This is a genomic window from Mammaliicoccus sp. H-M34 (assembly GCF_022386495.1).
Taxonomy (GTDB): Bacteria; Bacillota; Bacilli; order Staphylococcales; family Staphylococcaceae; genus Mammaliicoccus; species Mammaliicoccus fleurettii.
In genome coordinates this window covers 277,969-300,168 of record NZ_JAJNIK010000002.1, presented here as the reverse complement: position 1 = coordinate 300,168, position 22,200 = coordinate 277,969, and the positions used below count along the sequence as shown (strand labels likewise).

The window sequence follows — 22,200 nt, the reverse complement described above, 5'->3', positions numbered from 1 at the left end:
TCTACTTGTCTCCTTCTATTGGATAATATTTAACAACATTTATACCATTTTCTCTTAATGTCTCAATTGGTAATTCGTCAATACCTCTAATAACGACTCCATAAGTATTTTCTGTACGCTGCTCTACTTTTACACTTCTATGAAACTCTATAGCTGTTTTAATCTCATCTCTTAATTCATCTTCTTCTTTGTCATTTTCAACAATTATGAAGTGGCTGTTTTTTAATGGGAATTTAACAACTTCTTCTTCAACAATTTCTTTAGTTTGCTCAGTTTTGAGTTCAAAATGCGGAGGCAAAGTATGTAAATCAGATTCAAATTGTAAGGCTACATTTAATAAATCAGAAACTACTGCACTACCTGTTGCTAGACTACCTGCTCCTTTACCATAAAACATTGTGTCTCCAACTGCATCACCAATAACATATATTGCATTATACTCATCTTCAACATGCGCCATTTGATGGCTATTTGGAAGTAATGTAGGTTTAACACTGGCTAAGACTTTACCATTTGCATATTTACCTTGCCCTATTAATTTTATTTTGTAGCCTAATCTTTCAGCAACTTTAATATCTTCTATTTCTACGTCGGAAATACCTACTCTTTCAACATCATTCAACGATATGACTCTATTAAATGATAAATAACTCGTAATCACAACTTTACGAGCAGCGTCTACACCTTCAACATCATCTGTTGGATCTGCTTCTGCATATCCTAAATCAGTTGCAAGCTGTAAAGCTTCTTCATAAGATTTTCCTTCACGAGTCATTTGACTAAGAATGAAATTAGAAGTTCCATTAAATATACCCATAAACTGATTAATGTTGTTTGCATTCAAACCGTTATTAATCGCATTTACAATTGGTATACCTCCAGCAACGCTTGCTTCATATTTTAGTGCAACTTTATTTTTTTCTGCTAAGTCTTCCAATACTCTTAAATGTACAGCTAGCAAATCTTTGTTTGCTGTAATGACATGGATACCTTTTGATAAAAATAGCTTTAACCATTCAACAGTAGGTTCTATTCCACCCATTACTTCAACGACGATATCTAATTCATCGTCATTTAATATATCGTCTATATTGTCAGTTAAATGATAACTAGAAGTATTAATTGCTCTTTTCTTGCTAACAGAGTTAACAAGAATATGTTTAATATGTATAGATTTACCTATTGTGTCTTCTATTTGCTTTTTATTTTCTTCAACAATCTTTACGACGCCTGTTCCCACAGTGCCGAGACCTAATACTGCTACATTTAATACTTTCATTTTCTCACTCACCTTAAATATATTGTTCTTGTTAAAAATACAATTGTCTACTTGAAATAGACTCAACTTTATTATAGTATAAATTCATTAAAGTTTTTTGTAAAGTTTGAATAATTAGAATTAATAGTAATATTATCATTATTTCTCGCTTTGTAAAGAGCTACAATTACATTACCCCCAGTAAAAGGACTGATAAAATGAAAGTTTCAAAATTTGGCGGAAGTTCCGTCGCAAACAGTGAACAGATTAAAAAAGTATTAAACATCATCAATTCTGATGATGAAAGAAAAATTGTTGTTGTATCTGCACCCGGAAAAAGATTTAAAGAAGATGTAAAAACGACTGACTTATTAATACGCTTATACGACAAAGTAATAAATAAATTGGATTATTCAAACAAACTACGCCAAATTATCGAACGTTATGAGGAAATTGTTAAAGAGTTGGATATGGATTCTTCTATTTTAGATGAGTTAAAAAATGACTTAGTATGCTTAATAGACGCATACAACAATCAACCTGAAAGATTATTAGATGCATTAAAAAGTTGTGGAGAAGATTTTAACGCCCGTATCATCGCTCAATATAATAATCAATTGGGTTTCCCCACTCGTTATTTATCACCTAAAGAAGCAGGCATTATAGTTACTGATGAACCTGGAAATGCGATGATATTAGAATCATCATATGAACAGATTTATCAATTACGTCAATATGATGAAACACTTATTATTCCTGGATTCTTTGGTTATTCTGAAAACAATGATATCGTAACATTCCCTCGTGGTGGTTCTGATATTACAGGAGCTATTTTAGCAAGGGGTATAAAAGCTAGCCTTTATGAAAACTTCACAGATGTATCAGGTATTTTCCGTGCAAATCCAACAGTCGTTTCTCAACCGGAAGTAATTCCAGAAATTACTTACAGAGAAATGCGTGAGTTATCATATGCTGGATTTGGTGTTTTCCATGATGAAGCTTTAGAGCCATTATATAAAGATCGTATACCTGTCGTTATAAAAAACACAAATAGACCGACTGATACAGGAACATATATTGTCAGTGAACGAGATGTATCAAACTTATCTCAAATCGTATCAGGAGTGAGTTGTGATAAAGGTTTCACTATTATAAATGTTAAAAAATATTTAATGAATAGAGAAGTTGGCTTCACTAGAAAAATATTAAGTATTTTAGAAGATGAAAACATTTCTATCGAACATATACCATCTGGAATTGATAATTTGAGTATTATCATGAGAACAACACAAATACATGGAAAAGAAGAACGTGTATTAAACAAGATTAGAGAACAAATTAAAGTTGATGAACTAACTATTGACTATGATTTAGCAATATTGATGATTGTTGGAGAAGGGATGAATAAAGCAATTGGTACAGCAGCCGGAGCAGCAGCTGCTTTAAGTAAAAATAAAATTAATCTTAACATGATTAACCAAGGATCATCAGAAATATCAATGATGTTTGGAATTGATCAACAATATTCTGATATCGCTGTTCAAGCAATATATAACGAGTATTTTGTTAAAGAAACGACTCAAATTATTTAAGCTAATGATAAGAACTTGGAGCATATCTCCTAACTCAAAATAAATAAGCATATCACGTAACTGATTTTTAAAGTTTACAGTGATATGCTTATTTATTTATAAAATTCCACGATTTTGTATGTGCATTTGCCAGGGGGTATGGCTCGAGCCTGTAGTCTCTCACGCATACGATTCCCTCAGGCGTCAGCACTTTACAAAATCGTTAGATATAACCATATAAATACAAAAAATAAAACATGACCCAAACAATGGTGCCACTTATGTATCTGATAATATAATTTGATTAACCTTTTCTTTGCCTATTACTTTTCTTAGCATAAAAAATTGATAATAGCTTAAATGTTGTATTAGTCTTTGATATTTATAAATATCGTCTTGTCTAAGTTCATGATATAGTTTATACATCATTTGGATCTCTGGACGTAAATACTTAATATCTTTTTCTAGACTATGAAAATATATTTTATAATCTTCAACTTCTATATTATGATCGTGACTAAATTGCCATTTCTCATCTTTCGTTTCATAAATATAAACTTTAATGATCTTACATTGTGCTTTTGTATCATAAACATAATATTTTTTATAATTATAAAGTTCTTCAACGGATATTTCTTCCAGTTCATCTAATGGTGTTTTGACTACCAACTGATATTGGTGTTTTAAAAAATAATTGGATAGTATTTCCACTTCTTCTCTGCTTACCGTAATACTCATTATTTCTTTTGTATATGTGTATTCATTTAGAAATAAATCAATAGCACATTGTCCACAAACAATATATTGTAATGGGTAGTCAGACATTATCTGCTTTAATTCATCTATTGATAAATATTGTTCGTTTCCTTCCAATTCAGTTACCTCCTAAGAAAGCGTTTTCACTCCTTTTCATTTTATCAGTTTTGTAATAATTATCCAATAGATTTTTATTCTTTATTCTTTACGATTTAGTGAATCTTCTTTTGTAAAACCATTTGGGTAACGTTCTTTTAATTTTTCTATATTGGATACACCTATTTCATTTAAATCTATATTAAGTGCTGATGCACAACAAGCTATATACCACAGCACATCTCCAAGTTCTTTTTTAATTCTTGCTCATCTAAATCATGACCATGAAACTGATGTTTTTTGATTATATCTGCAACTTCTCCCGCTTCTCCAGTTAAGCCTAAAGCACCGTTTACTAAGCTTTGTTCAGGATCATTTTTGATATCCGACATCGTTCTTAATGCAAGTTCTTGATATTTATTTAATTCCACTTTATTACCCCTTTTTTATTTGATTTTTTAACAACTGGATGACAGATTGCGTCCCATTATCATCGAATCCCGATTTACTTAGTGCATCATAAACTTCTTTAGCCTTTAGTAATCCTGGCATAAATAATCCCATTTTTTCACTTTCTTCAATCGCAATTTTCATATCTTTAATAAAATGTTTAACATAAAATCCCGGCGCATAATCTTCTTTAACCATTCTTGGTCCTAAATTAGATAATGACCAGCTACCTGCAGCACCATGTTCAATTGAAGCAAATACTTTATCTATATCCAAACCTGCTTCTTCTGCATAAATTATTGCTTCTGCTACACCTAACATGCCAGCTGCAATTGCTATTTGATTTGAAAGTTTAGTATGTTGACCATTACCACTTTTACCTTGATATACAACATTTTTACCGATCACATTGAAGATATCCTCAACTTGACTAAACGCTTCTTCATCCCCACCTACCATGATTGTTAATGTAGCATTTTTAGCGCCAATATCACCACCAGAAACAGGGGCATCTAAACTTTTAACATTATACAATTTTGCTTCATCATATATTGTTTTGGCTAACGCTGGACTAGAAGTAGTCATATCAATAACTATACTTCCTGCCTTAGCATGATTTAAAATACCATCTTTATTTAAATAAATCGATTCTACATCTTTTGGATATCCCACTATTGAGATTATGACATCACTTTTCTCTGAGAGAACTGCAATACTTTCACACCATTTAGCACCTAACTCGACTAGTGAATCTGTTTTAGATTTCGTTCTATTAAACACGTTAACTTTATACCCATCTTGTATTAGATGTGCTGCCATAGATTTCCCCATAACACCAGTACCTACAAAACCAATTGTTTTTTTATTCATCTAAAATGCCCCCTACTTTTTTTCTAATACAATCATTATACCTATTTATCAGAAAAATCTAAAATATCGAGTTTTCTACTTCCCATATAACGATTAGAGGCTGAGACAATTAATTTGTCCCAGCCTCATTATAGAGAATCTTTTTTACCATCTAATTCAACATGTATTGCTTTATTTGACTTATGAAGTAGTCTTTTAAATCATTAATGATCCATTCATCTGGTATCCCATCAACAGTTGTCTTCCAATTAGTGTGAATTTCAAACGAACGGTGTGGACATTCTGTTTCACTAAATTCAAGATGTAATTTCACTGTGTCTCTATTTGGTTCTAAATTATAATCTATCATATCTGAAGCTATTACTCTAAACGTTTCTTGTTCATTTAATAAAAATTCTTCGTCCGTACTTGAAAGAGATTCTAACACTTCATAACCTAAATATTGTTCATTACCTATTTGATTTGCAGTGTGCCAAGCTATATTTTCAGTATCAATTGCTTGCCATTGTCCATTTCGATCAATATAATAATGCGCAATTCCTTGCACGTATCTTTCTTCAGGTGCATTTATTAATACTTCTCGCCATTCATTTGCATTCAATTCACTTGCATCATTATGAATAACAACACCAAGTAAAGGTTCGGTTCTTTTCTGCATTTCGTAATTTATATAATCATTTTCTGATGCCATCGTTATCCTCCCCTTTTTTATATAAACTTTTATTTATTTTAACATAAATAATTAATTAACTTGAAACTGTTTATACTACGCAATAAATGGTAATGTAATACTAGGAAGATAACAGGAGGTTGTATGTATATGACGCATCATTTTCATAAAGGAATTTTATTTTATCACGAAGCAGCTGGACAGGGTAATATTTTCAAAGAACTTGGACAAGTTACTGAAAATTTAACACAGCTTTGTGATGACTTAACTATAAAATTAAGTAAAGAAGAAGGACAAATAAAATCATTTTGTAAAGAAATAGCTGAAAATAATCACGTGAGTACTTATGATGTACTTTTCATTTTAGGTGGAGATGGAACATTAAATGAACTCATAAATGGTGTTGTAGAAAATAATCTTCAAATACCGATTGGAGTCTTACCAGGAGGGACTTTTAATGATTTTACAAAAACATTAAACCTTTCTCAAAAACCAATGCAAGCTTCTCAAGATTTATTAAATAGCCAAATAAAATCATTTGATATTTTAGATGTAAATGGTACATATGCACTCAACTTTGCTGGAATCGGATTAATGGTACAAAATGCTGAGAATGTTCAATCCAACCAAAAAGAATTATTAGGCAAGTTCAGTTATGTATTTTCTACAATAAAAACAGTATCAAATCCCGAAATTTATAAATATAAATTAACAGCAGACGGAAAAGAATATTCAGGAGAAACTTCAATGATATTAGTAGCCAATGGCCAAAATGTTGGCGGCAGTAAAATACCATTAGAAGATTTATCTCCAAATGACGGTAAAATGAATATATTTATCTTCGACAATCAAAACTTTAGTATTATTAACGACTTTTTCAAAGTTAAAGATAGCATGAATTGGAATGAAATAAGTGACAGTATTACACATATTTCTTGCGAATCAGCAACTTTAGCAACATATCCAAATGCAAAGTTAGATATAGATGGAGAAATTCTATTTGAAACACCTGTAAATATCAAATTATTAAAAGACCAAGTTAAACTACTTTATTTAGATATCAATAATCAGTAATTCAAACTATATTTATAAGCAGTTTCTTGCTAAAGTACTTATAACACAGCTATGAAACTAAGATTGATAACAAAAAAACAGTAGCAATTCATTAGTTAATGAATTGCTACTGTTTTTTAAATTAATATTTCACAACTTATTAAACCTGAATATTTCCTTGCTCATCTGCTGGTTTAAGTAGCGCTAATACAGCACTAATAATTGCTATTACTTGTGGGATTCCCGTCCAACAAAATACTAAATGTAGCAAACCAGAAATAGGTTTTTGTGCATAAAATTTATGAACACCAAAGTTACCTAATAATAAAGCTAACGCTATATATATCCATTTATTAACTAACATAATAACCCTCCTTCAACTATAAGAACATTATATAATCTATATTATATTAATACCCTAATAAAGCCTAACAATATCATGTGTTAAGTGACAATTTTGTAACATACGTAATTTTAAAATCTAATTTTTGGATTTCTATATAAAAAAAAACCGCCGACTTTGTCGACAGCTTTTTATTTAATTTCCCTAGTTCCCTAAATAATCGTTAAACTCAGCTATAAATTGTTCTTTATCATTTGATGATGGATATTTTAAACCACCTAATATAACTGACTGGCTACTTACAGTAATAAAATCATAATCAATAGAATGTTTCAAAAATATATTTTTTGCATCTTCTTGATTGTATTCATTCTCTAGGTTCTCAAATACTATAATCTTCTTATCAAAAAACATGACTGCCTCCAAATAAAACTTAATATATAAAGCTTACAAAACAATATTAAGTGAATCTAGGGTTAATTGATGTAAATTAATACTCTCTTTGTTTATATACATTTTAAATGTAAAATAACAAAACAAATTTAAATGTTTTTTAATGATTATGACCGTTTGTGATTTATTAATGTATTTTTTACACTAGTTGTTCACATCATTTTATAATCATAATAATACCAAAACAAATTAATAAAATGTATATATACTTTATTAATACTTGTTGATCAATTTTAGTGTTAATAATATGTCCTACCCACAAAGTTATAATAAGTAAAGGTAAAATCATAATGAGTAAATACCATAAAGAACTCGACCAAAACCCAGAAACACCATGACTAAATACTATAAAACACCCCGTAATGAAAAAGTGAACTTGAGAAATATTCTTTAAATCTGTTACATGCCATTTTTTTAAAGTACCGTAAACAATAATGGGTACACCATGACTATTATATGCACTACCTAAGATACCTGAAACGAGTCCTGCTATATAATCATATAACTTCGGTATTTGTTTATTTATTTGATAGATGTTTCTATAATGATTGATTAAGTTTATAGTTCCGTACAATAAGATGAAAATACCTAATACTTTAATAATGACATCTTCATTTGCCCATTTAACGATTAATATACCAACTGGAGCACCAATAATTGAACCAACCAACAATCTTCTTACAATTGACCAATTGAGATTTCTTCTGCTCTTAATAAATACAGGAAATGCTACCAACAAACCAACAATTGCAACAATCGAAACTGATAATTTAAAATCAATACTAAAAAGTGACAATAATGGCATAGTGACTAATGCTTCACCAAAACCAAAAATACTACGCACTAATGCGCCTAATAGTATTGATACGATAACTAATATCAAAATTGTAAAATCCATAATATCCCCTTTATTAATACACTATTAAAAAAACACTATATTTCAGCTTATTTCAATAAAATTTGATAAAAGGCTAAATCCAGCCATTTTTCAAATTTATAACCTACTTTTTCAAGTGTACCTATATGTTTAAACCCTTTTTGCTTATGTAAATGTATACTACCTTCATTAGATGAATCAATACCCGCAACCATTGTTTTATAGCCATCAACTTTCGCAAGTAAAATTAAATGATCTAATAATTGTGTAGCAATACCTTGCCTTCTAAATTTAGAACTTACATAAATAGAATGTTCAATCGTATATTGGTATGCTGCCCAATTTCTAAACGGACCATATGAGGCAAACCCAGCAATCTCATCATCCTTTTCATAAACTATAATAGGTAAACCAGATTCTACTTTACTATAGAACCATTTTTTTCTTTCCTCAAGATCTGTCTGTTCATAAGTATATACAGTTGTTGTATTTAAAATAGCATCATTATAAATATCTAAAATAAACTTCAAATCATCCTCAGTTGCATTTCTAATCATGACTTGACCTCCATCGCACATCTAATTTATTTAATCATATCAATCCAACATGAAAAGTAAAGAGCTTATTATAATAAATGATATACTTATAAATATTAAAATATAACAAAATAATTAAAGGACTTGATGAGTTGTTTGAATCAATTAAATTAACAGAAGAAATATTAAAAGAACTACACCTTATTGAAAATATGAAAATAGAACCATTAAATATTGAATATGAGAGTTGTCATTATCACATAAATGATAAAACATATAGAAGTAGACGCGCAAAAAAGACACCAAATAAACAGGGTTACTTTGTAGTATTTTGGATAAAAGACGAAAATAATAAAAATAGACCTTACACATATGAAGAAACATTAGATAAACTTATCGTTACAATAATTGATGAAAGAAAAAAGGGGCAATTTGTTTTTCCAAAGGATCTATTATACAAGAAAAAAATAATAAGCAGTAACAACATAACAGGAAAAATGGCTATGAGAGTATATCCAACTTGGGAAGATAACTTAAACAAAACCGCTTCTCAAACACAAAAATGGCAAAAAGATTATTTTATAGATTTATCAGATAAAGTTGATATTAGAAGATTAACTGAATTATATTATTAATTGTTATTCATGATGGTACCTTCAATTTGTATAGTTTATTTATGTTTTCTATAACTATATTTAGTTAAAATATTATTAAATAGCTTTAAATTTTTATTGCCTTTTTATGTAAGTAGGGTTATTATAATTATATGTTTTAAGCGATAACAAACATATAACCATGTAAAAGTAGACTTTAAACATAAGAATTAACATTCATAAAAACATCAATAATTAATTATATATATTACATAGTAAAAAGAGAGAAAAACTTGTTGTTAAGACATGGGGTTCTCTCTTTTGTTTTTAAAAAACTTTATTTAAATTTAATTAATTACTCTACAGAGTATTAATATAAAAAATTATAAAGGAGAAGAAGTAAGATGGGAAAATATAATAAGGATGAAGTATTATATAACGAGAAAGGAGAACGTGTAATCATCAAAGGTAAAAAGAAAAATCCTTTTCTTGTTGGTTGTTTAGGTCTAATCATATTAATTATCATTATTAGTGCTTGTGCCGCAGCATTAGGTAGTAAAAATAACGATAAATCTATGGAAGATAAAGTAGAACAAAAGCAAGATAATAAATCTAGTGATAATCAAAGTGAGTCATCTGATAAAGAAAGTAAAGATAGTTCAAAAACAACTAGGGAACAAGAAGCAGCTTTGGAAAAAGCAAAGACATATGCTAAAACTTTACATATGTCTAAAAATGGTATCTATAATCAACTTACTTCATCAATAGAAGGCTTTAAACCTGAAGACGCTCAATACGCGATAGATAATTTAAAAGTCGACTATAATAAAAATGCCTTAGAAAAAGCGAAAGATTATGCAAAAACTATGAACATGTCTAACGATGCAATTTATCAGCAATTAATTTCAACTGTAGAAGGCTTTACTACTGAAGAAGCACAATATGCAATAGATAATCTGAAAAAATAAATACTTTATAAAAACAATAGGATTTTAATAAAAACATCCTATTGTTTTTATTTATGTTTTCTATAACTATTTTAGTTTTATACATTCAAATTAGTAAATAAAATTGTTATCCAATTAATGATCGACAAAAATATAAAAAAACCCTCAAAGCATTGAGCTTTGAGGGTTTAAGCAATTAATATTGCTTCATATATTGTTCTCTTTCCCATTCTGATACTTGGGTACGGTAGTAATCCCATTCTAATGATTTAGATTGTATGAATTGGCGGTAGATATGATTTCCTAATGCTTTTTTAACAACTGGATTTTCTTTCATTGCTTTAACAGCTGTATAAAGTGTTGAAGGAAGATCTTGAACGCCTACTGATTCACGTTCTTCTCTATCCATTTCATAGATGTTTTGATCTACTGATTCTGGAGGTGTTAATTTATTTTTAATTCCATCTAATCCAGCTTCTAAAATTGTAGCTAATGCTAAATATGGATTAGCTGCTGGGTCAACTGATCGAATTTCAACACGAGTTGATAATCCGCGTGACACTGGAATTCTCACTAATGGTGAACGGTTTTGTCCACTCCATGCAATATAACATGGTGCTTCATAACCTGGAACTAAACGCTTGTATGAATTTACTAATGGGTTACATACTGCTGTAAACCCACGTGCATTTTTCAAGATACCTGCAATAAAGTGGAAAGCGTCATCTGTTAACTGCATTTCTCCATTTGGATCGAAGAAAGCATTTTCTTTACCATTGAATAAAGAAACGTTAAAGTGCATTCCGCTTCCGTTTACACCAAATAATGGTTTTGGCATGAATGTTGCATGCAAATTATGCTTACGAGCGATTGTTTTTACAACTAATTTGAATGTTTGAATGTTGTCACATGCTGTAATTGCATCAGCATATTTGAAATCTATTTCATGTTGACCTGGTGCTACTTCGTGATGACTTGCTTCGATATCAAAGCCCATATCTTCTAATTCTAATACGATATCACGACGACAGTTTTCACCTAAATCTGTTGGTGCTAAGTCAAAATAACCACCATTATCATTTAATTCTAATGTTGGTTCTCCTTTTTCATCTAATTTGAATAAGAAGAATTCTGGTTCAGGTCCTAAGTTGAAATCTGTAAATCCTAACTCTTCCATTTCAGCTAATACACGTTTTAAGTTTGTACGTGGGTCACCAGGGAATGGATTACCGTCTGGACTATAAATATCACAAATTAATCGTGCTACTTTTCCTTTACCTGCTGTCCATGGGAAAATTACCCAAGTATCTAGGTCAGGACATAAATACATATCCGATTCTTCAATTCGCACGAATCCTTCAATTGAAGAACCGTCAAACATCATTTCATTGTTTAAAACTTTTTCTAATTGTGCAATTGGTACCTCTACGTTCTTGATTGTTCCTAAAATATCAGTAAATTGTAATCTTAAATAGCGTACGTTTTCTTCGTCAGCAAAACGAAAAATATCTTCCTTCGTAAATGTTTGTTTAGCCATGTGATTATCCTCCAGTTTTTATTTAAAAAATCTTGATAAATCTCCACGATTAAGTGGTCCTTCTGTTTTAGAAGTTCCTCTAATTACACGTTCTCTCATCTTCAGTTCTTCATCAGAAAGGTCATTTTGTTCTTGTAAAAGAATTTGTTTTATACCTTTCATATTAAATCCCTTTTCGATAAGATTTTTAATTTCAAGTAATCGCTCTAAGTCATTTAAAGAAAATAACCGTTGATTACCTTCAGTCCTTTTGGGTGAGACTAGTTCGTTGCTTTCGTAATATCTGATTTGTCTTGCTGTTAGCTCAGTTAACTTAATCACTACACCAATGGGAAACACGGCCATGTTTCTTCTAATTATGTCTCTAGACAGCACGACCGCCTCCTTCATTTAAGAACTTAAAATAAATTTAGCACATAAATTTTCAGAAAACAAATAAATGTTAGAAAACCTTACATAAAATTAAAGTTTAACAAGTTGACTGTTTATTAAATTTTCTACCGCTCTTTTAATTGCAATTTTAACATGTTCATATGTTAATCCACCTTGTATATATGCTTCATATGGCGCTCTAATAGGACCATCTGCAGTTAATTCAATTGATGATCCTTGTATAAATGTACCTGCTGCCATAATGACATCATCTTCATAACCTGGCATATAACTAGGCAAAGGACTAAAATGCGCATTGATTGGCGATGCATGTTGAATCGACTGACAAAATGCTATCATTTGTTCTTTTGTTTCAAAAGTAACGGACTGTATAATATCTGTTCGCTTATCTTTATAGTGTGGTGTAGTTGTCATATTTAATTTTTGTAGTAATAGGGAAGTAAATAGTGCACCTTTTAAACTTTGACTGACTACATGTGGTGCTAGAAAGAAACCTTGATACATATCTGGCAAGCTTCCTAAAGATGCACCCGCTTCTTTGCCGATTCCTGGTGCTGTTAAACGATATCCACAACGTTCGATTAATTCTCTTTTACCTGTAATGTACCCGCCTATTTTTGCTAGTCCGCCACCTGGATTTTTAATAAGCGATCCTGCCATAATATCAGCACCTATTTCAATAGGTTCTCTATCTTCAACAAATTCTCCATAACAGTTATCAACAAATATAATTATATCCGGATATTTCTTTTTTATATGTTTTATTGCATGCTCAATTTGATTGATTGTTAATGAAGGTCTAGAGCTATAACCCTTTGATCTTTGGATTGCAATAACTTTTGTACATTCATTTATGCTTTTTAACACAGAATCTATGTCTATTTCATTATCTTTTAAAGGAACTTCATTATATAAAATACCTTGCTCCAAGAAACTTCCGATTCCGTTTCCATTAACGCCAATAACTTCTAACAACGTATCATATGGTGTACCTGTTATATATAACAACTCTTCACCATATTTAAGCTGACTATTAAGCGCTAATGTGATAGCATGTGTGCCTGAAATAATTTGAGGTCTTACTAAACTATCTTCAGCTTTAAATACCCTACTATAAACATCTTCTAAATGATCCCTACCAATATCATCATAACCATAACCAGTTGTACCTACTAAATCAGATTCAGTAATTTTCACATCATGAAACGCATCTAATACTCTCTCTTGAGCAATTAATGCATTTTGTTCTATCTTATCAAAATATGGTCTTAATTCTGTTTCTACATCTGTAATTAAATTGTTTAATTTTTGTTCCATTTTTCAACCTCTTATTTCTGTTTATATCCTTTAACAAGATATGAATTTGATGCTTCATCAAAATCCATTGTCTCAACTAAAGTATGTGTTCTTTGCCAATATAATTGATCAGCATTTGATGACGGAATCGTCATTTCATAATATTCCATTGTTTCTTCTATCATTTGTACTAATTTTTCTTTCATTATAACTTTATCTTGAACATTTTTTGCAGAAACAAAAATTGAATGTTCTGAAACAGCTAAATGCGCTCCTTGAACCATATCTTTTTTATTAAATACAACGAGCATTGGAATATGTCCCATCTCTAACTGATTGACTAATGACATAACTGTTTCATATTGCTCCATATGATGTGGATGACTTGCATCAACTACATGAATTAACAATTGAGCATATTTCGCTTCTTCTAATGTTGATTTAAAAGCTGCGATAAGTGTCGTTGGTAACTTTTGAATAAAACCAACCGTATCTGAAATTATCACATTAAATCCATTATTTATTGTAATTGCTCTTGATTTTGGATCTAGTGTTGCAAAAAGCAAATCTTGCTCAAACGTTTCGTCATTAGATAACTGATTGAACCATGAAGACTTACCAGCGTTTGTATACCCTATAAGTGCAACTTGATATGCTTGATTGTGCTGTCGTCGCTCTCTATATCTTGAGCGGTGTGAAACAATAGTTTCTAATTGATGCTTTATTTCATTCATTCTAGTCCGTATATGTCTTCTATCAGTTTCTAATTTTGTTTCACCAGGTCCTCTTGTGCCTATCCCTCCACCAAGACGAGACAAACTTTTTCCGTGACCAGATAACCTTGGTAGCAAATAATCTAGTTGAGCTAACTCAACTTGTAATTGCCCTTCTCTACTAGAAGCTCTTTGTGCGAAAATTTCTAGTATAAGCTGTGTTCTATCGATTATTTTCGTATTAAATAACTCATCTAAATGTTTAGATTGTCCAGTTGTTAACTCGTCATTTGCAATTATGGCATTAACATTTAAGTCATTTAATTCTATATATTCAATCACTTCTTCAATTTTCCCTTTTCCAAAATAATACTGTTGGTCCGGTCTGTCTCTTTTTTGAGTGAATATTTCTATCACTTCAAGTTTACTTGTAGCCGCTAAAGATTCTAACTCATCAACTGTTGATTGAAAAGTAGCTTCATCAATTCTTTTATCTTGAAATGCTAATAAGATTACCTTCTCAGTATCATGTTTAGTAGATTTCATATCATTCTTCATTTTATCACGCTCTCTTTAATTATATTTTAACATATAAAGCAGTATGCATATTAATATGACTTTTATAAATTTACGACTATAATGGAAATAAGAAAAGGAGTGATTGCAATGTCAATTTATGACTTCGAAGTTGCGAAAACAAACGGTGAGAGATATTCATTGTCTGAATATAAAGGGAAAGCAATTTTAATCGTTAATACTGCTAGTGAATGTGGTTTCACTCCACAATTTGAAGGATTAGAAGAGCTTTATCAAGATTATAAAGATAAAGGCTTTGTGGTACTTGGTTTCCCTTGTAATCAATTTGGTAATCAAGAACCTGGAGACTCATATGAAGCTTACCAAAACTGTAAATTAAACTTTGGTGTAACTTTTCCAATGCATGAAAAAATAAAAGTAAAAGGTTCTGAACAACATCCACTATATGAATACCTTACGCTAGCGAAAAAAGGTATATTAAATGGAGCTATTAAATGGAACTTTACTAAGTTTTTAGTAAACAAAGATGGTGAGGTCGTTAACCGTTTTTCTCCACAAAAAAGTCCAGATCAATTAAGAAGTTCAATAGAAGAATTATTATAAATTTAAGAGGTTCTAAGATAGTATATTAAACTACTACCTTAGAACCTCTTAATTACATCACAGGACTTTATTCATTGTCTTTATTTTCTTCGTCTTGTGTATCTACGAAAGTTGAAATAGCATGTTTGTAAATTAGATTTTCTTTCCCTTGAATATCTAAAAGTACAACATTATCGTCAAAGTTGACAATTTTGCCTTTCATTTGAAATCCATTCAGTAAAAAGACTGTTAATTCAGTACCATCTGATTTGAATTTCTCCAACAATACTTCTTGAATATTTTCTTTCTCTGCCATATGACTTTCCCCTTCACTTGGATAATTGGATTACGTTGTCTGCGATTTCTGATAAAGACTGTTTATCCCGTTGAAACCAAGTAACATTCATTTTATTTTTAAACCATGTCATTTGACGTTTGGCATATCTACGTGAATTTTGCTTGATTTGTTCTTTTGAAGTTTCTATATCTATTTCTCCCTTTACAACAGGTATTAATTCTTTGTATCCAATTGCTTGCATACTTTGAGAATTTTCATACCCTTTCTCAACAAGATTAGACACTTCTCTTAATAATCCTCGCTGCAACATCATGTCTACACGCATATTAATTCTTTCATATAATATTTCGCGCGACATTTCTATCCCAATTAATATTGTACTATATTTTCCAGAAAATGTCTGGCTTTTCTTTCGTTCACTTAAAGTTTTTTTTGTTTTTAAGTAATATTCAATTGACCTTTCAACTCTTTTGCGATTGTTTGGATGCACTGTTGACGCAGTTTCTGGATCAATTTGATAAAGATAGTCATGCAATTCATTATTTGTGAAATTAGATAATTTATTTATTTTATTTTTTATAATTTCCATTTTTTCAGAACTTATTTCTTCTTCTTCAAGCTGATAATCATATAATACTGACTGAACATATAGCCCAGTTCCACCAACTAATATAGGTAACTTACCTCTATTATGAATATCCTCAACTACTTTTGTAAAATCTTGTTTAAACTTGTAGACAGAATAAGGTTCATCGGGTTCATAAACATCAATTAAATGATGGACTACACCCTCTTTTTCTTCTTCTGTAACTTTGGCAGTACCAATGTCCAAGCCTTTATATATTTGAAAAGCATCACCATTTATAATTTCACCATTTAAAGCTTTAGCCAATCTAATACTTAATTCAGTTTTCCCTACAGCAGTTGGTCCAACTATTGCAATTAATGGTTTATCATTCATTTGAAGATTCCTCTTTTTCTAATTGTTTAATTTGTAAATTCAACCAATTATATAAATGTTCATAAACGGCGTATTGATTCGTTTCAAATAAAACTTCATGACGTTTATTCTTATATAGTTGCACTGTGACATGTTTAACACCTGAACGTTTATAAATAGATGCTAATTGTTTAATACCTTGTCCAAAACCACCAAAATGATCTTCTTTACCTGATACAAGTAATATAGGCATATTTTTATTTTGCACTTTAATGAAATTTGATTTTTTAGTTTGGACTGTAGCCCTAACTGTCTCTAAAAGAATTTTGTGTGATACTGGAAATCCTGCAAATCTATCTTGCTCATATAGTTCACGATTCTCATCACTTTGACTGATCCAATTATTATCTTTGTTTAAATCTTTATGTTGACGGTTAGTAGTTTTGAATGCAATATTGTTAATAAATTTTGACTTAGTACGACTTCCCAAAAATAAATTTACTACTTTCAGACCGTATAAGTTCATTTTGCCGCGTAAATTCGAATAAACTACAGTACCAGATAAGATTAATATATCAACATCATCTGGATAATCATGTACGAATTTTCTTGCAATTAGTGAACCCATTGAATGACCTAGTAATATATAAGGTAAATCAGGATTCAATTCATTTTTAAATGTATCTCTTATTTCTTTAGTATCATCAACTAAATCTTGTAATGAATTGAAATGACCTCTCGTTGATTCTTCAATATTAATACCATGTCCACGATGATTATGACGGATAACATGAAAACCTCTTTTACATAAATACTCAACAATAACGTCATATCTATCTTTATGCTCAGCTACACCGTGTAATATATGTATAATGCCTATAGGTTGTTCATCAGTTTTATCTATGGTAACTTCTAACGTCTGTTCTGTTGACAGAGTAATTCTATGATTAAAACGTCTCAAAGACATACGCCTCCCTTTTGAATCATTATATCAAATTCTATACTGCTTAAAAATATATTATCTGTTTTCTCTGATAAATAAAAAAGCTGAGACAATTAAATGTCTCAGCTCAGAGTGTCGACAAAGTCTTAGACTTTGCCGGCATTTTTTTATGCGCATGCTTGTCCCACAGGAGTCAGCGCAAAAAAATACCAAATATTAACAAATTATTTTATGATTGCTGGTTGATCGTTTGGATTAACCGCTTCTTTAATAGCTTGTTCTAATTCATCTTTATATATACGTTTACTGTCATTATCATAATTTAATACTTTTGCCATTACTTCAACAATAGCATCTTTATGTTCTAATACGTAACTAATATCAAAGTATAAACGTCCTGAACGACGTACTAAGAAGTCAGTTGGTTTATGAACCATTTCTTTTTGAATACTATAAATCACTTCTGCGTAAACTTCGATTGGCAAGTTTACATCCGCAACTTGTGTAGCGTGAGCAATTTCAAATACTTCGTCAACGTTTGAACCATATTTTCTAGCTAAATAACGTGCAGCATCTTCAGAAAGATTGTAGTTTTTAGCTTCTTTAACTTTGCTTTCTACAAATGATTCATAATTTTTACTACCACCAACGTTACCACCAGAAATGTAAGTTTCTTTAGTGTTACAAGGTTTAAATGTTAATTTGTAATCTTCTTTAAGACGTTTACTTAATAAGTCAACAATGTCTTGAGCCATGTGACGGTAACCTGTTAATTTACCACCTGCAATTGTAAGTAATCCTGAGTCACCTTCCCATATTTCATCTTTACGAGATATTTCTGAAGGATCTTTACCTTTTTCAAAGATTAATGGTCTTACACCAGCCCATGTAGATTCTATATCTTTATCTTCAACTTTAACTGTTGGGAACATATAATGAATCGCATCTATTAAATATTGACGATCTTCTTCTGTAACTTTAGGTGATGATTTATCATTGTCATATATTGTATCAGTTGTACCAACATATGCTTTTCCGTCTCTAGGAATAGCAAAAATCATTCTGCCATCATTTTCAGTATCAAAGTAAACAGCTTGTTGTAATGGGAATTTACTTTGGTCGATGACAATATGAACACCTTTAGTTAATCTAAGTTGTTTATTGTTTGTTGAGTAATCTTTCCCTCTTACTTCATCTACCCATGGACCTGCTGCATTAATAACTCTTTTACCTTTAATTTCAAAAATTTCATTCTGTAATAAGTCAGTAGCTTCTATACCAGCAACTTTGTTCTTTTTGTTGTATAAAAATTTGTTTGATTTTGCATAGTTAATAATATCAGCACCGAATTCACGTGCACGTTTCATAACTTCAATTGTTAAACGAGCGTCGTCTGTACGGTATTCAACATAATAGCCACCCGCTTTTAAGCCATCTTGCTTAACTAGAGGTTCTTTGTTAATAGTTTCATCTCTATTTAACATTGTACGACGTTCTGATTTTTTAACTCCTGCTAAGAAATCATATACTTTTAAGCCGATAGAAGTTGTGAAAGGTCCCATACTTCCACCTTTATGCAATGGTAATAACATCCATTCTGGTGTTGTTACATGTGGTCCATTTTCATAAACAATTGCTCTTTCTTTTCCTGTTTCAGCAACTACGCCTACTTGGAATTGTTTTAAATAACGTAATCCACCGTGGACTAGTTTAGTACTTCTTGAACTTGTACCTTGAGCAAAGTCTTGCATTTCTACTAATGCTACTTTCATTCCGCGTTGAGATGCATCTAATGCAATACCTGCACCAGTAATACCTCCACCTATAACGACTACATCATATTCTGTATTCTTAAGTTGATCTTTAACCTGGTTGCGGTTTAACGCTGATAATTGTTGCATAATCATTTCCTCCTATAAAATGTAAAAAAATGAGAGACTCATCCCTACAATAAATTGTACGAACAAAGCCTCTCACGTCTCTACGGAATATTAACTTACCTTAATGATAACACAACTTAATCTAATTTAAAAGCTTGAGTGGCTTTTACTGCAGTTTTCCAACCTTTGTAAAGTTTTTCTCTTTCTTCTTCTTCAAGTTCAGGTTTGAATTCTGTTTCTAATTTCCATCTTTGTTGTATTTCATCTTTTGATTTCCAGAAACCTACCGCTAGTCCAGCTAAGTAAGCAGCACCTAGTGCAGTAGTTTCATTTACTTCAGGTCTTTCAACCGGTGTGTTTACAATATCTGCTTGGAATTGCATTAAGAAATTATTCTTAACTGCTCCGCCATCAACTCTTAATGTCTCAACATTAATACCAGAGTCTTTTTCCATTGCTTCTAACACATCTCTTGTTTGATAACATAATGACTCTAATGTTGCTCTAATGAAGTGTTCTTTTTCAGTACCACGTGTTAATCCGAAAATTGCACCCCTAGCATCAGCATCCCAATATGGTGTACCTAAACCAACGAATGCTGGTACAACATAAACGCCTTCAGTAGACTTAACACGTTTTGCGTATTCTTCTGAAGCTGGAGCAGATTTAATCATTCTTAATCCATCTCTTAACCATTGGATTGCAGAACCAGATACAAAGATACTACCTTCAAGTGCATAGTTTACTTTTCCATCTAAACCATATGCTAATGTTGTAAGTAATCCACTATCAGATTTCACAGCTTTTTCACCTGTGTTCATTAGCATGAAGCCACCAGTACCATAAGTGTTCTTAACATCTCCACTTTCGAAACAAGCTTGACCAAATAATGCAGCTTGTTGGTCACCAGCTACTCCAGCAATCGCAATTTTTTCACCGAAGAAATGATGTTCTTGTGTATAACCATAAACTTCACTTGATGGTTTAACTTCAGGTAACATTGATTTTGGAACATCAAGATATTCTAATAATTCTTCATCCCATTTTAAGTCGTAAATATTATACATTAATGTTCTACTTGCATTTGAATAGTCAGTTACATGCGTTTCTCCAGTAAATTTCCAAATTAACCATGTATCAATTGTACCGAATAGTAAATCACCGTTTTCAGCTTTTTCTCTAGCACCTTCAACATTATCTAGAATCCATTTTACTTTTGTACCTGAGAAGTAAGGATCTAATAACAAACCTGTTTTCTCTTTAAATATTGGTTCTAAATCTCTAGATTTCAAATCTGCACATATGTCTTGTGTTTGTCTAGATTGCCAAACAATTGCATGGTATACAGGACGACCAGTATTTTTATCCCAAACAACTGCTGTTTCCCTTTGGTTAGTAATTCCAATACCTTCAATTTGGTTAGGACTAACGTTATTTTCATTCAACACACTAGAAATAACTGCTAGAACAGATGTCCAAATTTCGTTTGCATCATGTTCAACCCAACCGCCTTTTGGAAAGTATTGCTTAAATTCACGTTGGCTAACAAATTTGATAGTTCCCTCTTTATCAAATAGTATAGCTCTTGAACTTGTTGTACCTTGGTCAATTGATAAAATGTATTTTTCCATATTAAACACTCCTATAAATTTGTTTGTTACAGAATTTCAGAAACTTCACCTTTTAGTAACGCTTTATTCAATACAATACCGAATAATACGACAACAACTGTAAAGATGAGTGAGAAAATAACTAAACCGTTAACAACCCCGTTAAATAAAATGTTGTACAATGCTGCACCAAGCATACCACCAGCAATAGGTCCTAAAATTGGAACAATTGCATATTTCCAGTTTGAACTTCCTTTACCTGGAATTGGTAATAACATATGCATAATACGTGGACCAATGTCACGAGCTGGGTTAATTGCATAACCAGTCGCACCACCTAAACTTAAACCAATCGCTACGATTAATAAACCTACGATAAGTGGATTTAAACCGTCAGTAAATTTATTAGCTCCTATAAACAATAATCCCATAACTAAGATCATAGTTCCAATAATCTCACTTAAGAAGTTGGCAACATAGTTTGGATATGAAGGTCCAGTAGAGAATACTGCTAATTTCGCACCTTGATCTTCAGTTTTTTTCCAATGTGGTAAATATGTAGCCCATACAAGTGCTGCACCAATCATGGCGCCGATCATTTGAGCAATGATGAATGGAACAACTTTAGACCATGGGAATGATCCGTCAATTGCAAACCCAAGTGTTACTGCAGGATTTAAATGTGCTCCCGAAACATTACCAGCTGCATAAACACCTAGCATAACAGCAAGCCCCCAACCTAACGAAATAACGATCCAATCTGCACCTTTACCTAACGCACCTTTAAGGTTAACGTTAGCACATACACCGCCACCAAATAATATCAAAATGGCTGTACCAATTACTTCCGCTAAAAATTCACTCATATTAAACACCCTCCTAATATTTTTCGTGCTAATACATAAAAATCCCTCTACGAACTTACAACTATACCTATTATTCGCATAATTAATTATACAAATCTATCGCATAGTGTTTTTGTCATAGAGGGTCTCATT

General features: G+C 31.2%; 23 protein-coding genes and 1 pseudogene. 5 read left to right on the top strand and 19 right to left on the bottom strand.

The genetic code is table 11. The features are described from left to right. Position 1 precedes the first annotated feature (1 nt). On the bottom strand, positions 2 to 1,279 hold the full coding sequence (locus LQ608_RS03670; RefSeq protein WP_239749716.1) for a homoserine dehydrogenase: 1,278 nt from the start codon (positions 1,277 to 1,279) through the stop codon (positions 2 to 4). Positions 1,280 to 1,476: 197 nt separating this feature from the next. On the opposite strand from LQ608_RS03670, the gene LQ608_RS03665 reads away from it, so the two are divergent. Then, the gene (locus LQ608_RS03665; protein ID WP_239749707.1) at positions 1,477 to 2,850 is read left to right on the top strand and encodes an aspartate kinase; all 1,374 of its coding nucleotides are present in this window, start codon (positions 1,477 to 1,479) and stop codon (positions 2,848 to 2,850) included. A 258-nt stretch (positions 2,851 to 3,108) separates the two neighbouring features. Here the strand turns inward: LQ608_RS03665 and LQ608_RS03660 are convergent, their stop codons facing one another. The 4 genes and pseudogenes from LQ608_RS03660 to LQ608_RS03645 form a co-directional block, all read right to left on the bottom strand. Continuing rightward, positions 3,109 to 3,702 carry a hypothetical protein gene (locus LQ608_RS03660; RefSeq protein WP_239749703.1) on the bottom strand — a complete coding sequence of 198 codons (594 nt, stop codon included), beginning with the start codon at positions 3,700 to 3,702 and terminating at the stop codon, positions 3,109 to 3,111. A gap of 81 nt (positions 3,703 to 3,783) precedes the next feature. Continuing rightward, a pseudogene (locus LQ608_RS03655) lies at positions 3,784 to 4,073 on the bottom strand (nucleoside triphosphate pyrophosphohydrolase family protein). Positions 4,074 to 4,116: 43 nt separating this feature from the next. Next, entirely contained in the window at positions 4,117 to 5,001 is an 885-nt protein-coding gene (locus LQ608_RS03650) for an NAD(P)-dependent oxidoreductase (protein WP_239749700.1), read from the bottom strand. A 151-nt stretch (positions 5,002 to 5,152) separates the two neighbouring features. Continuing rightward, positions 5,153 to 5,692 (bottom strand): N-acetylmuramoyl-L-alanine amidase, encoded by a 540-nt coding sequence (locus LQ608_RS03645; protein ID WP_239749689.1) that lies wholly within the window; start codon positions 5,690 to 5,692, stop codon positions 5,153 to 5,155. Positions 5,693 to 5,821: 129 nt separating this feature from the next. Here LQ608_RS03645 and LQ608_RS03640 point away from each other — a divergent pair, with 129 nt between their 5' ends. Next, on the top strand, positions 5,822 to 6,745 hold the full coding sequence (locus tag LQ608_RS03640; protein ID WP_239749679.1) for a diacylglycerol/lipid kinase family protein: 924 nt from the start codon (positions 5,822 to 5,824) through the stop codon (positions 6,743 to 6,745). Between the two features lie 139 nt (positions 6,746 to 6,884). Here LQ608_RS03640 and LQ608_RS03635 read toward each other — a convergent pair whose 3' ends face one another. The 4 genes from LQ608_RS03635 to LQ608_RS03620 form a co-directional block, all read right to left on the bottom strand. Then, positions 6,885 to 7,088, bottom strand: coding sequence for a TM2 domain-containing protein (locus LQ608_RS03635; protein ID WP_078356303.1), 204 nt, complete (start codon positions 7,086 to 7,088; stop codon positions 6,885 to 6,887). 183 nt (positions 7,089 to 7,271) lie between these two features. Next, positions 7,272 to 7,481, bottom strand: coding sequence for a hypothetical protein (locus LQ608_RS03630; protein WP_239749662.1), 210 nt, complete (start codon positions 7,479 to 7,481; stop codon positions 7,272 to 7,274). Between the two features lie 196 nt (positions 7,482 to 7,677). Then, a complete protein-coding gene (locus LQ608_RS03625) occupies positions 7,678 to 8,418 on the bottom strand; it encodes a sulfite exporter TauE/SafE family protein (RefSeq protein ID WP_239749660.1) in 741 nt (246 codons plus the stop codon). Between the two features lie 47 nt (positions 8,419 to 8,465). Then, positions 8,466 to 8,954, bottom strand: coding sequence for a GNAT family N-acetyltransferase (locus LQ608_RS03620; RefSeq protein ID WP_239749651.1), 489 nt, complete (start codon positions 8,952 to 8,954; stop codon positions 8,466 to 8,468). A gap of 131 nt (positions 8,955 to 9,085) precedes the next feature. Here LQ608_RS03620 and LQ608_RS03615 point away from each other — a divergent pair, with 131 nt between their 5' ends. Together LQ608_RS03615 and LQ608_RS03610 are read left to right on the top strand one after the other, a co-directional pair. Further along, a complete protein-coding gene (locus tag LQ608_RS03615) occupies positions 9,086 to 9,568 on the top strand; it encodes a MepB family protein (RefSeq protein WP_239749648.1) in 483 nt (160 codons plus the stop codon). A 362-nt stretch (positions 9,569 to 9,930) separates the two neighbouring features. Then, positions 9,931 to 10,494, top strand: a complete 564-nt coding sequence (locus tag LQ608_RS03610) for an Ltp family lipoprotein (protein WP_239749645.1) — start codon at positions 9,931 to 9,933, stop codon at positions 10,492 to 10,494. Positions 10,495 to 10,669: 175 nt separating this feature from the next. On the opposite strand, the gene glnA is transcribed toward LQ608_RS03610, so the two are convergent. The 4 genes from glnA to hflX all read right to left on the bottom strand — a co-directional run bounded on the left by glnA (position 10,670) and on the right by hflX (position 14,970). Beyond that, entirely contained in the window at positions 10,670 to 12,010 is a 1,341-nt protein-coding gene (gene glnA, locus LQ608_RS03605; protein ID WP_239749642.1) for a type I glutamate--ammonia ligase, read from the bottom strand. 18 nt (positions 12,011 to 12,028) lie between these two features. Continuing rightward, a complete protein-coding gene (locus LQ608_RS03600; protein WP_016912283.1) occupies positions 12,029 to 12,385 on the bottom strand; it encodes a MerR family transcriptional regulator in 357 nt (118 codons plus the stop codon). An 87-nt stretch (positions 12,386 to 12,472) separates the two neighbouring features. Further along, entirely contained in the window at positions 12,473 to 13,720 is a 1,248-nt protein-coding gene (locus tag LQ608_RS03595; RefSeq protein WP_239749633.1) for a methionine gamma-lyase family protein, read from the bottom strand. An 11-nt stretch (positions 13,721 to 13,731) separates the two neighbouring features. After that, positions 13,732 to 14,970 (bottom strand): GTPase HflX, encoded by a 1,239-nt coding sequence (gene hflX / locus LQ608_RS03590; protein WP_078356295.1) that lies wholly within the window; start codon positions 14,968 to 14,970, stop codon positions 13,732 to 13,734. A gap of 108 nt (positions 14,971 to 15,078) precedes the next feature. Between hflX and LQ608_RS03585 the strand changes: the two genes are divergently transcribed. Then, positions 15,079 to 15,552, top strand: a complete 474-nt coding sequence (locus tag LQ608_RS03585; protein WP_078356294.1) for a glutathione peroxidase — start codon at positions 15,079 to 15,081, stop codon at positions 15,550 to 15,552. Positions 15,553 to 15,619: 67 nt separating this feature from the next. On the opposite strand, the gene hfq is transcribed toward LQ608_RS03585, so the two are convergent. From hfq to LQ608_RS03555, 6 genes are all read right to left on the bottom strand, one after another. Then, entirely contained in the window at positions 15,620 to 15,847 is a 228-nt protein-coding gene (hfq, locus tag LQ608_RS03580) for an RNA chaperone Hfq (RefSeq protein WP_078356293.1), read from the bottom strand. A gap of 13 nt (positions 15,848 to 15,860) precedes the next feature. Beyond that, positions 15,861 to 16,790, bottom strand: coding sequence for a tRNA (adenosine(37)-N6)-dimethylallyltransferase MiaA (gene miaA / locus LQ608_RS03575; protein WP_239749632.1), 930 nt, complete (start codon positions 16,788 to 16,790; stop codon positions 15,861 to 15,863). Beyond that, positions 16,783 to 17,730 (bottom strand): alpha/beta fold hydrolase, encoded by a 948-nt coding sequence (locus LQ608_RS03570; protein WP_239749630.1) that lies wholly within the window; start codon positions 17,728 to 17,730, stop codon positions 16,783 to 16,785. The genes miaA and LQ608_RS03570 overlap by 8 nt, the downstream gene beginning before the upstream one ends. A gap of 206 nt (positions 17,731 to 17,936) precedes the next feature. Continuing rightward, entirely contained in the window at positions 17,937 to 19,613 is a 1,677-nt protein-coding gene (locus LQ608_RS03565; RefSeq protein WP_275583013.1) for a glycerol-3-phosphate dehydrogenase/oxidase, read from the bottom strand. A gap of 116 nt (positions 19,614 to 19,729) precedes the next feature. Beyond that, positions 19,730 to 21,223: a glycerol kinase GlpK gene (glpK, locus tag LQ608_RS03560; protein WP_078356289.1), complete on the bottom strand. Its 1,494-nt coding sequence runs from the start codon at positions 21,221 to 21,223 to the stop codon at positions 19,730 to 19,732. Positions 21,224 to 21,249: 26 nt separating this feature from the next. After that, positions 21,250 to 22,068 (bottom strand): MIP/aquaporin family protein, encoded by an 819-nt coding sequence (locus tag LQ608_RS03555; protein WP_239749619.1) that lies wholly within the window; start codon positions 22,066 to 22,068, stop codon positions 21,250 to 21,252. Positions 22,069 to 22,200 lie beyond the last annotated feature (132 nt).

Excerpts from the sequence above, each read along its gene's own strand:
- hfq (WP_078356293.1), bottom strand. The coding sequence starts at position 15,847 with ATGGCAGAGAAAGAAAATATTCAAGAAGTATTGTTGGAGAAATTCAAA.
- miaA (WP_239749632.1), bottom strand. The coding sequence starts at position 16,790 with ATGAATGATAAACCATTAATTGCAATAGTTGGACCAACTGCTGTAGGG.
- LQ608_RS03645 (WP_239749689.1), bottom strand. The coding sequence starts at position 5,692 with ATGGCATCAGAAAATGATTATATAAATTACGAAATGCAGAAAAGAACC.
- glpK (WP_078356289.1), bottom strand. The coding sequence starts at position 21,223 with ATGGAAAAATACATTTTATCAATTGACCAAGGTACAACAAGTTCAAGA.
- LQ608_RS03585 (WP_078356294.1), top strand. The coding sequence starts at position 15,079 with ATGTCAATTTATGACTTCGAAGTTGCGAAAACAAACGGTGAGAGATAT.
- LQ608_RS03610 (WP_239749645.1), top strand. The coding sequence starts at position 9,931 with ATGGGAAAATATAATAAGGATGAAGTATTATATAACGAGAAAGGAGAA.
- LQ608_RS03625 (WP_239749660.1), bottom strand. The coding sequence starts at position 8,418 with ATGGATTTTACAATTTTGATATTAGTTATCGTATCAATACTATTAGGC.
- LQ608_RS03620 (WP_239749651.1), bottom strand. The coding sequence starts at position 8,954 with ATGATTAGAAATGCAACTGAGGATGATTTGAAGTTTATTTTAGATATT.
- LQ608_RS03670 (WP_239749716.1), bottom strand. The coding sequence starts at position 1,279 with ATGAAAGTATTAAATGTAGCAGTATTAGGTCTCGGCACTGTGGGAACA.
- LQ608_RS03635 (WP_078356303.1), bottom strand. The coding sequence starts at position 7,088 with ATGTTAGTTAATAAATGGATATATATAGCGTTAGCTTTATTATTAGGT.
- LQ608_RS03595 (WP_239749633.1), bottom strand. The coding sequence starts at position 13,720 with ATGGAACAAAAATTAAACAATTTAATTACAGATGTAGAAACAGAATTA.
- LQ608_RS03665 (WP_239749707.1), top strand. The coding sequence starts at position 1,477 with ATGAAAGTTTCAAAATTTGGCGGAAGTTCCGTCGCAAACAGTGAACAG.
- hflX (WP_078356295.1), bottom strand. The coding sequence starts at position 14,970 with ATGAAGAATGATATGAAATCTACTAAACATGATACTGAGAAGGTAATC.
- LQ608_RS03640 (WP_239749679.1), top strand. The coding sequence starts at position 5,822 with ATGACGCATCATTTTCATAAAGGAATTTTATTTTATCACGAAGCAGCT.
- LQ608_RS03630 (WP_239749662.1), bottom strand. The coding sequence starts at position 7,481 with ATGTTTTTTGATAAGAAGATTATAGTATTTGAGAACCTAGAGAATGAA.
- LQ608_RS03565 (WP_275583013.1), bottom strand. The coding sequence starts at position 19,613 with ATGCAACAATTATCAGCGTTAAACCGCAACCAGGTTAAAGATCAACTT.
- LQ608_RS03650 (WP_239749700.1), bottom strand. The coding sequence starts at position 5,001 with ATGAATAAAAAAACAATTGGTTTTGTAGGTACTGGTGTTATGGGGAAA.
- glnA (WP_239749642.1), bottom strand. The coding sequence starts at position 12,010 with ATGGCTAAACAAACATTTACGAAGGAAGATATTTTTCGTTTTGCTGAC.
- LQ608_RS03555 (WP_239749619.1), bottom strand. The coding sequence starts at position 22,068 with ATGAGTGAATTTTTAGCGGAAGTAATTGGTACAGCCATTTTGATATTA.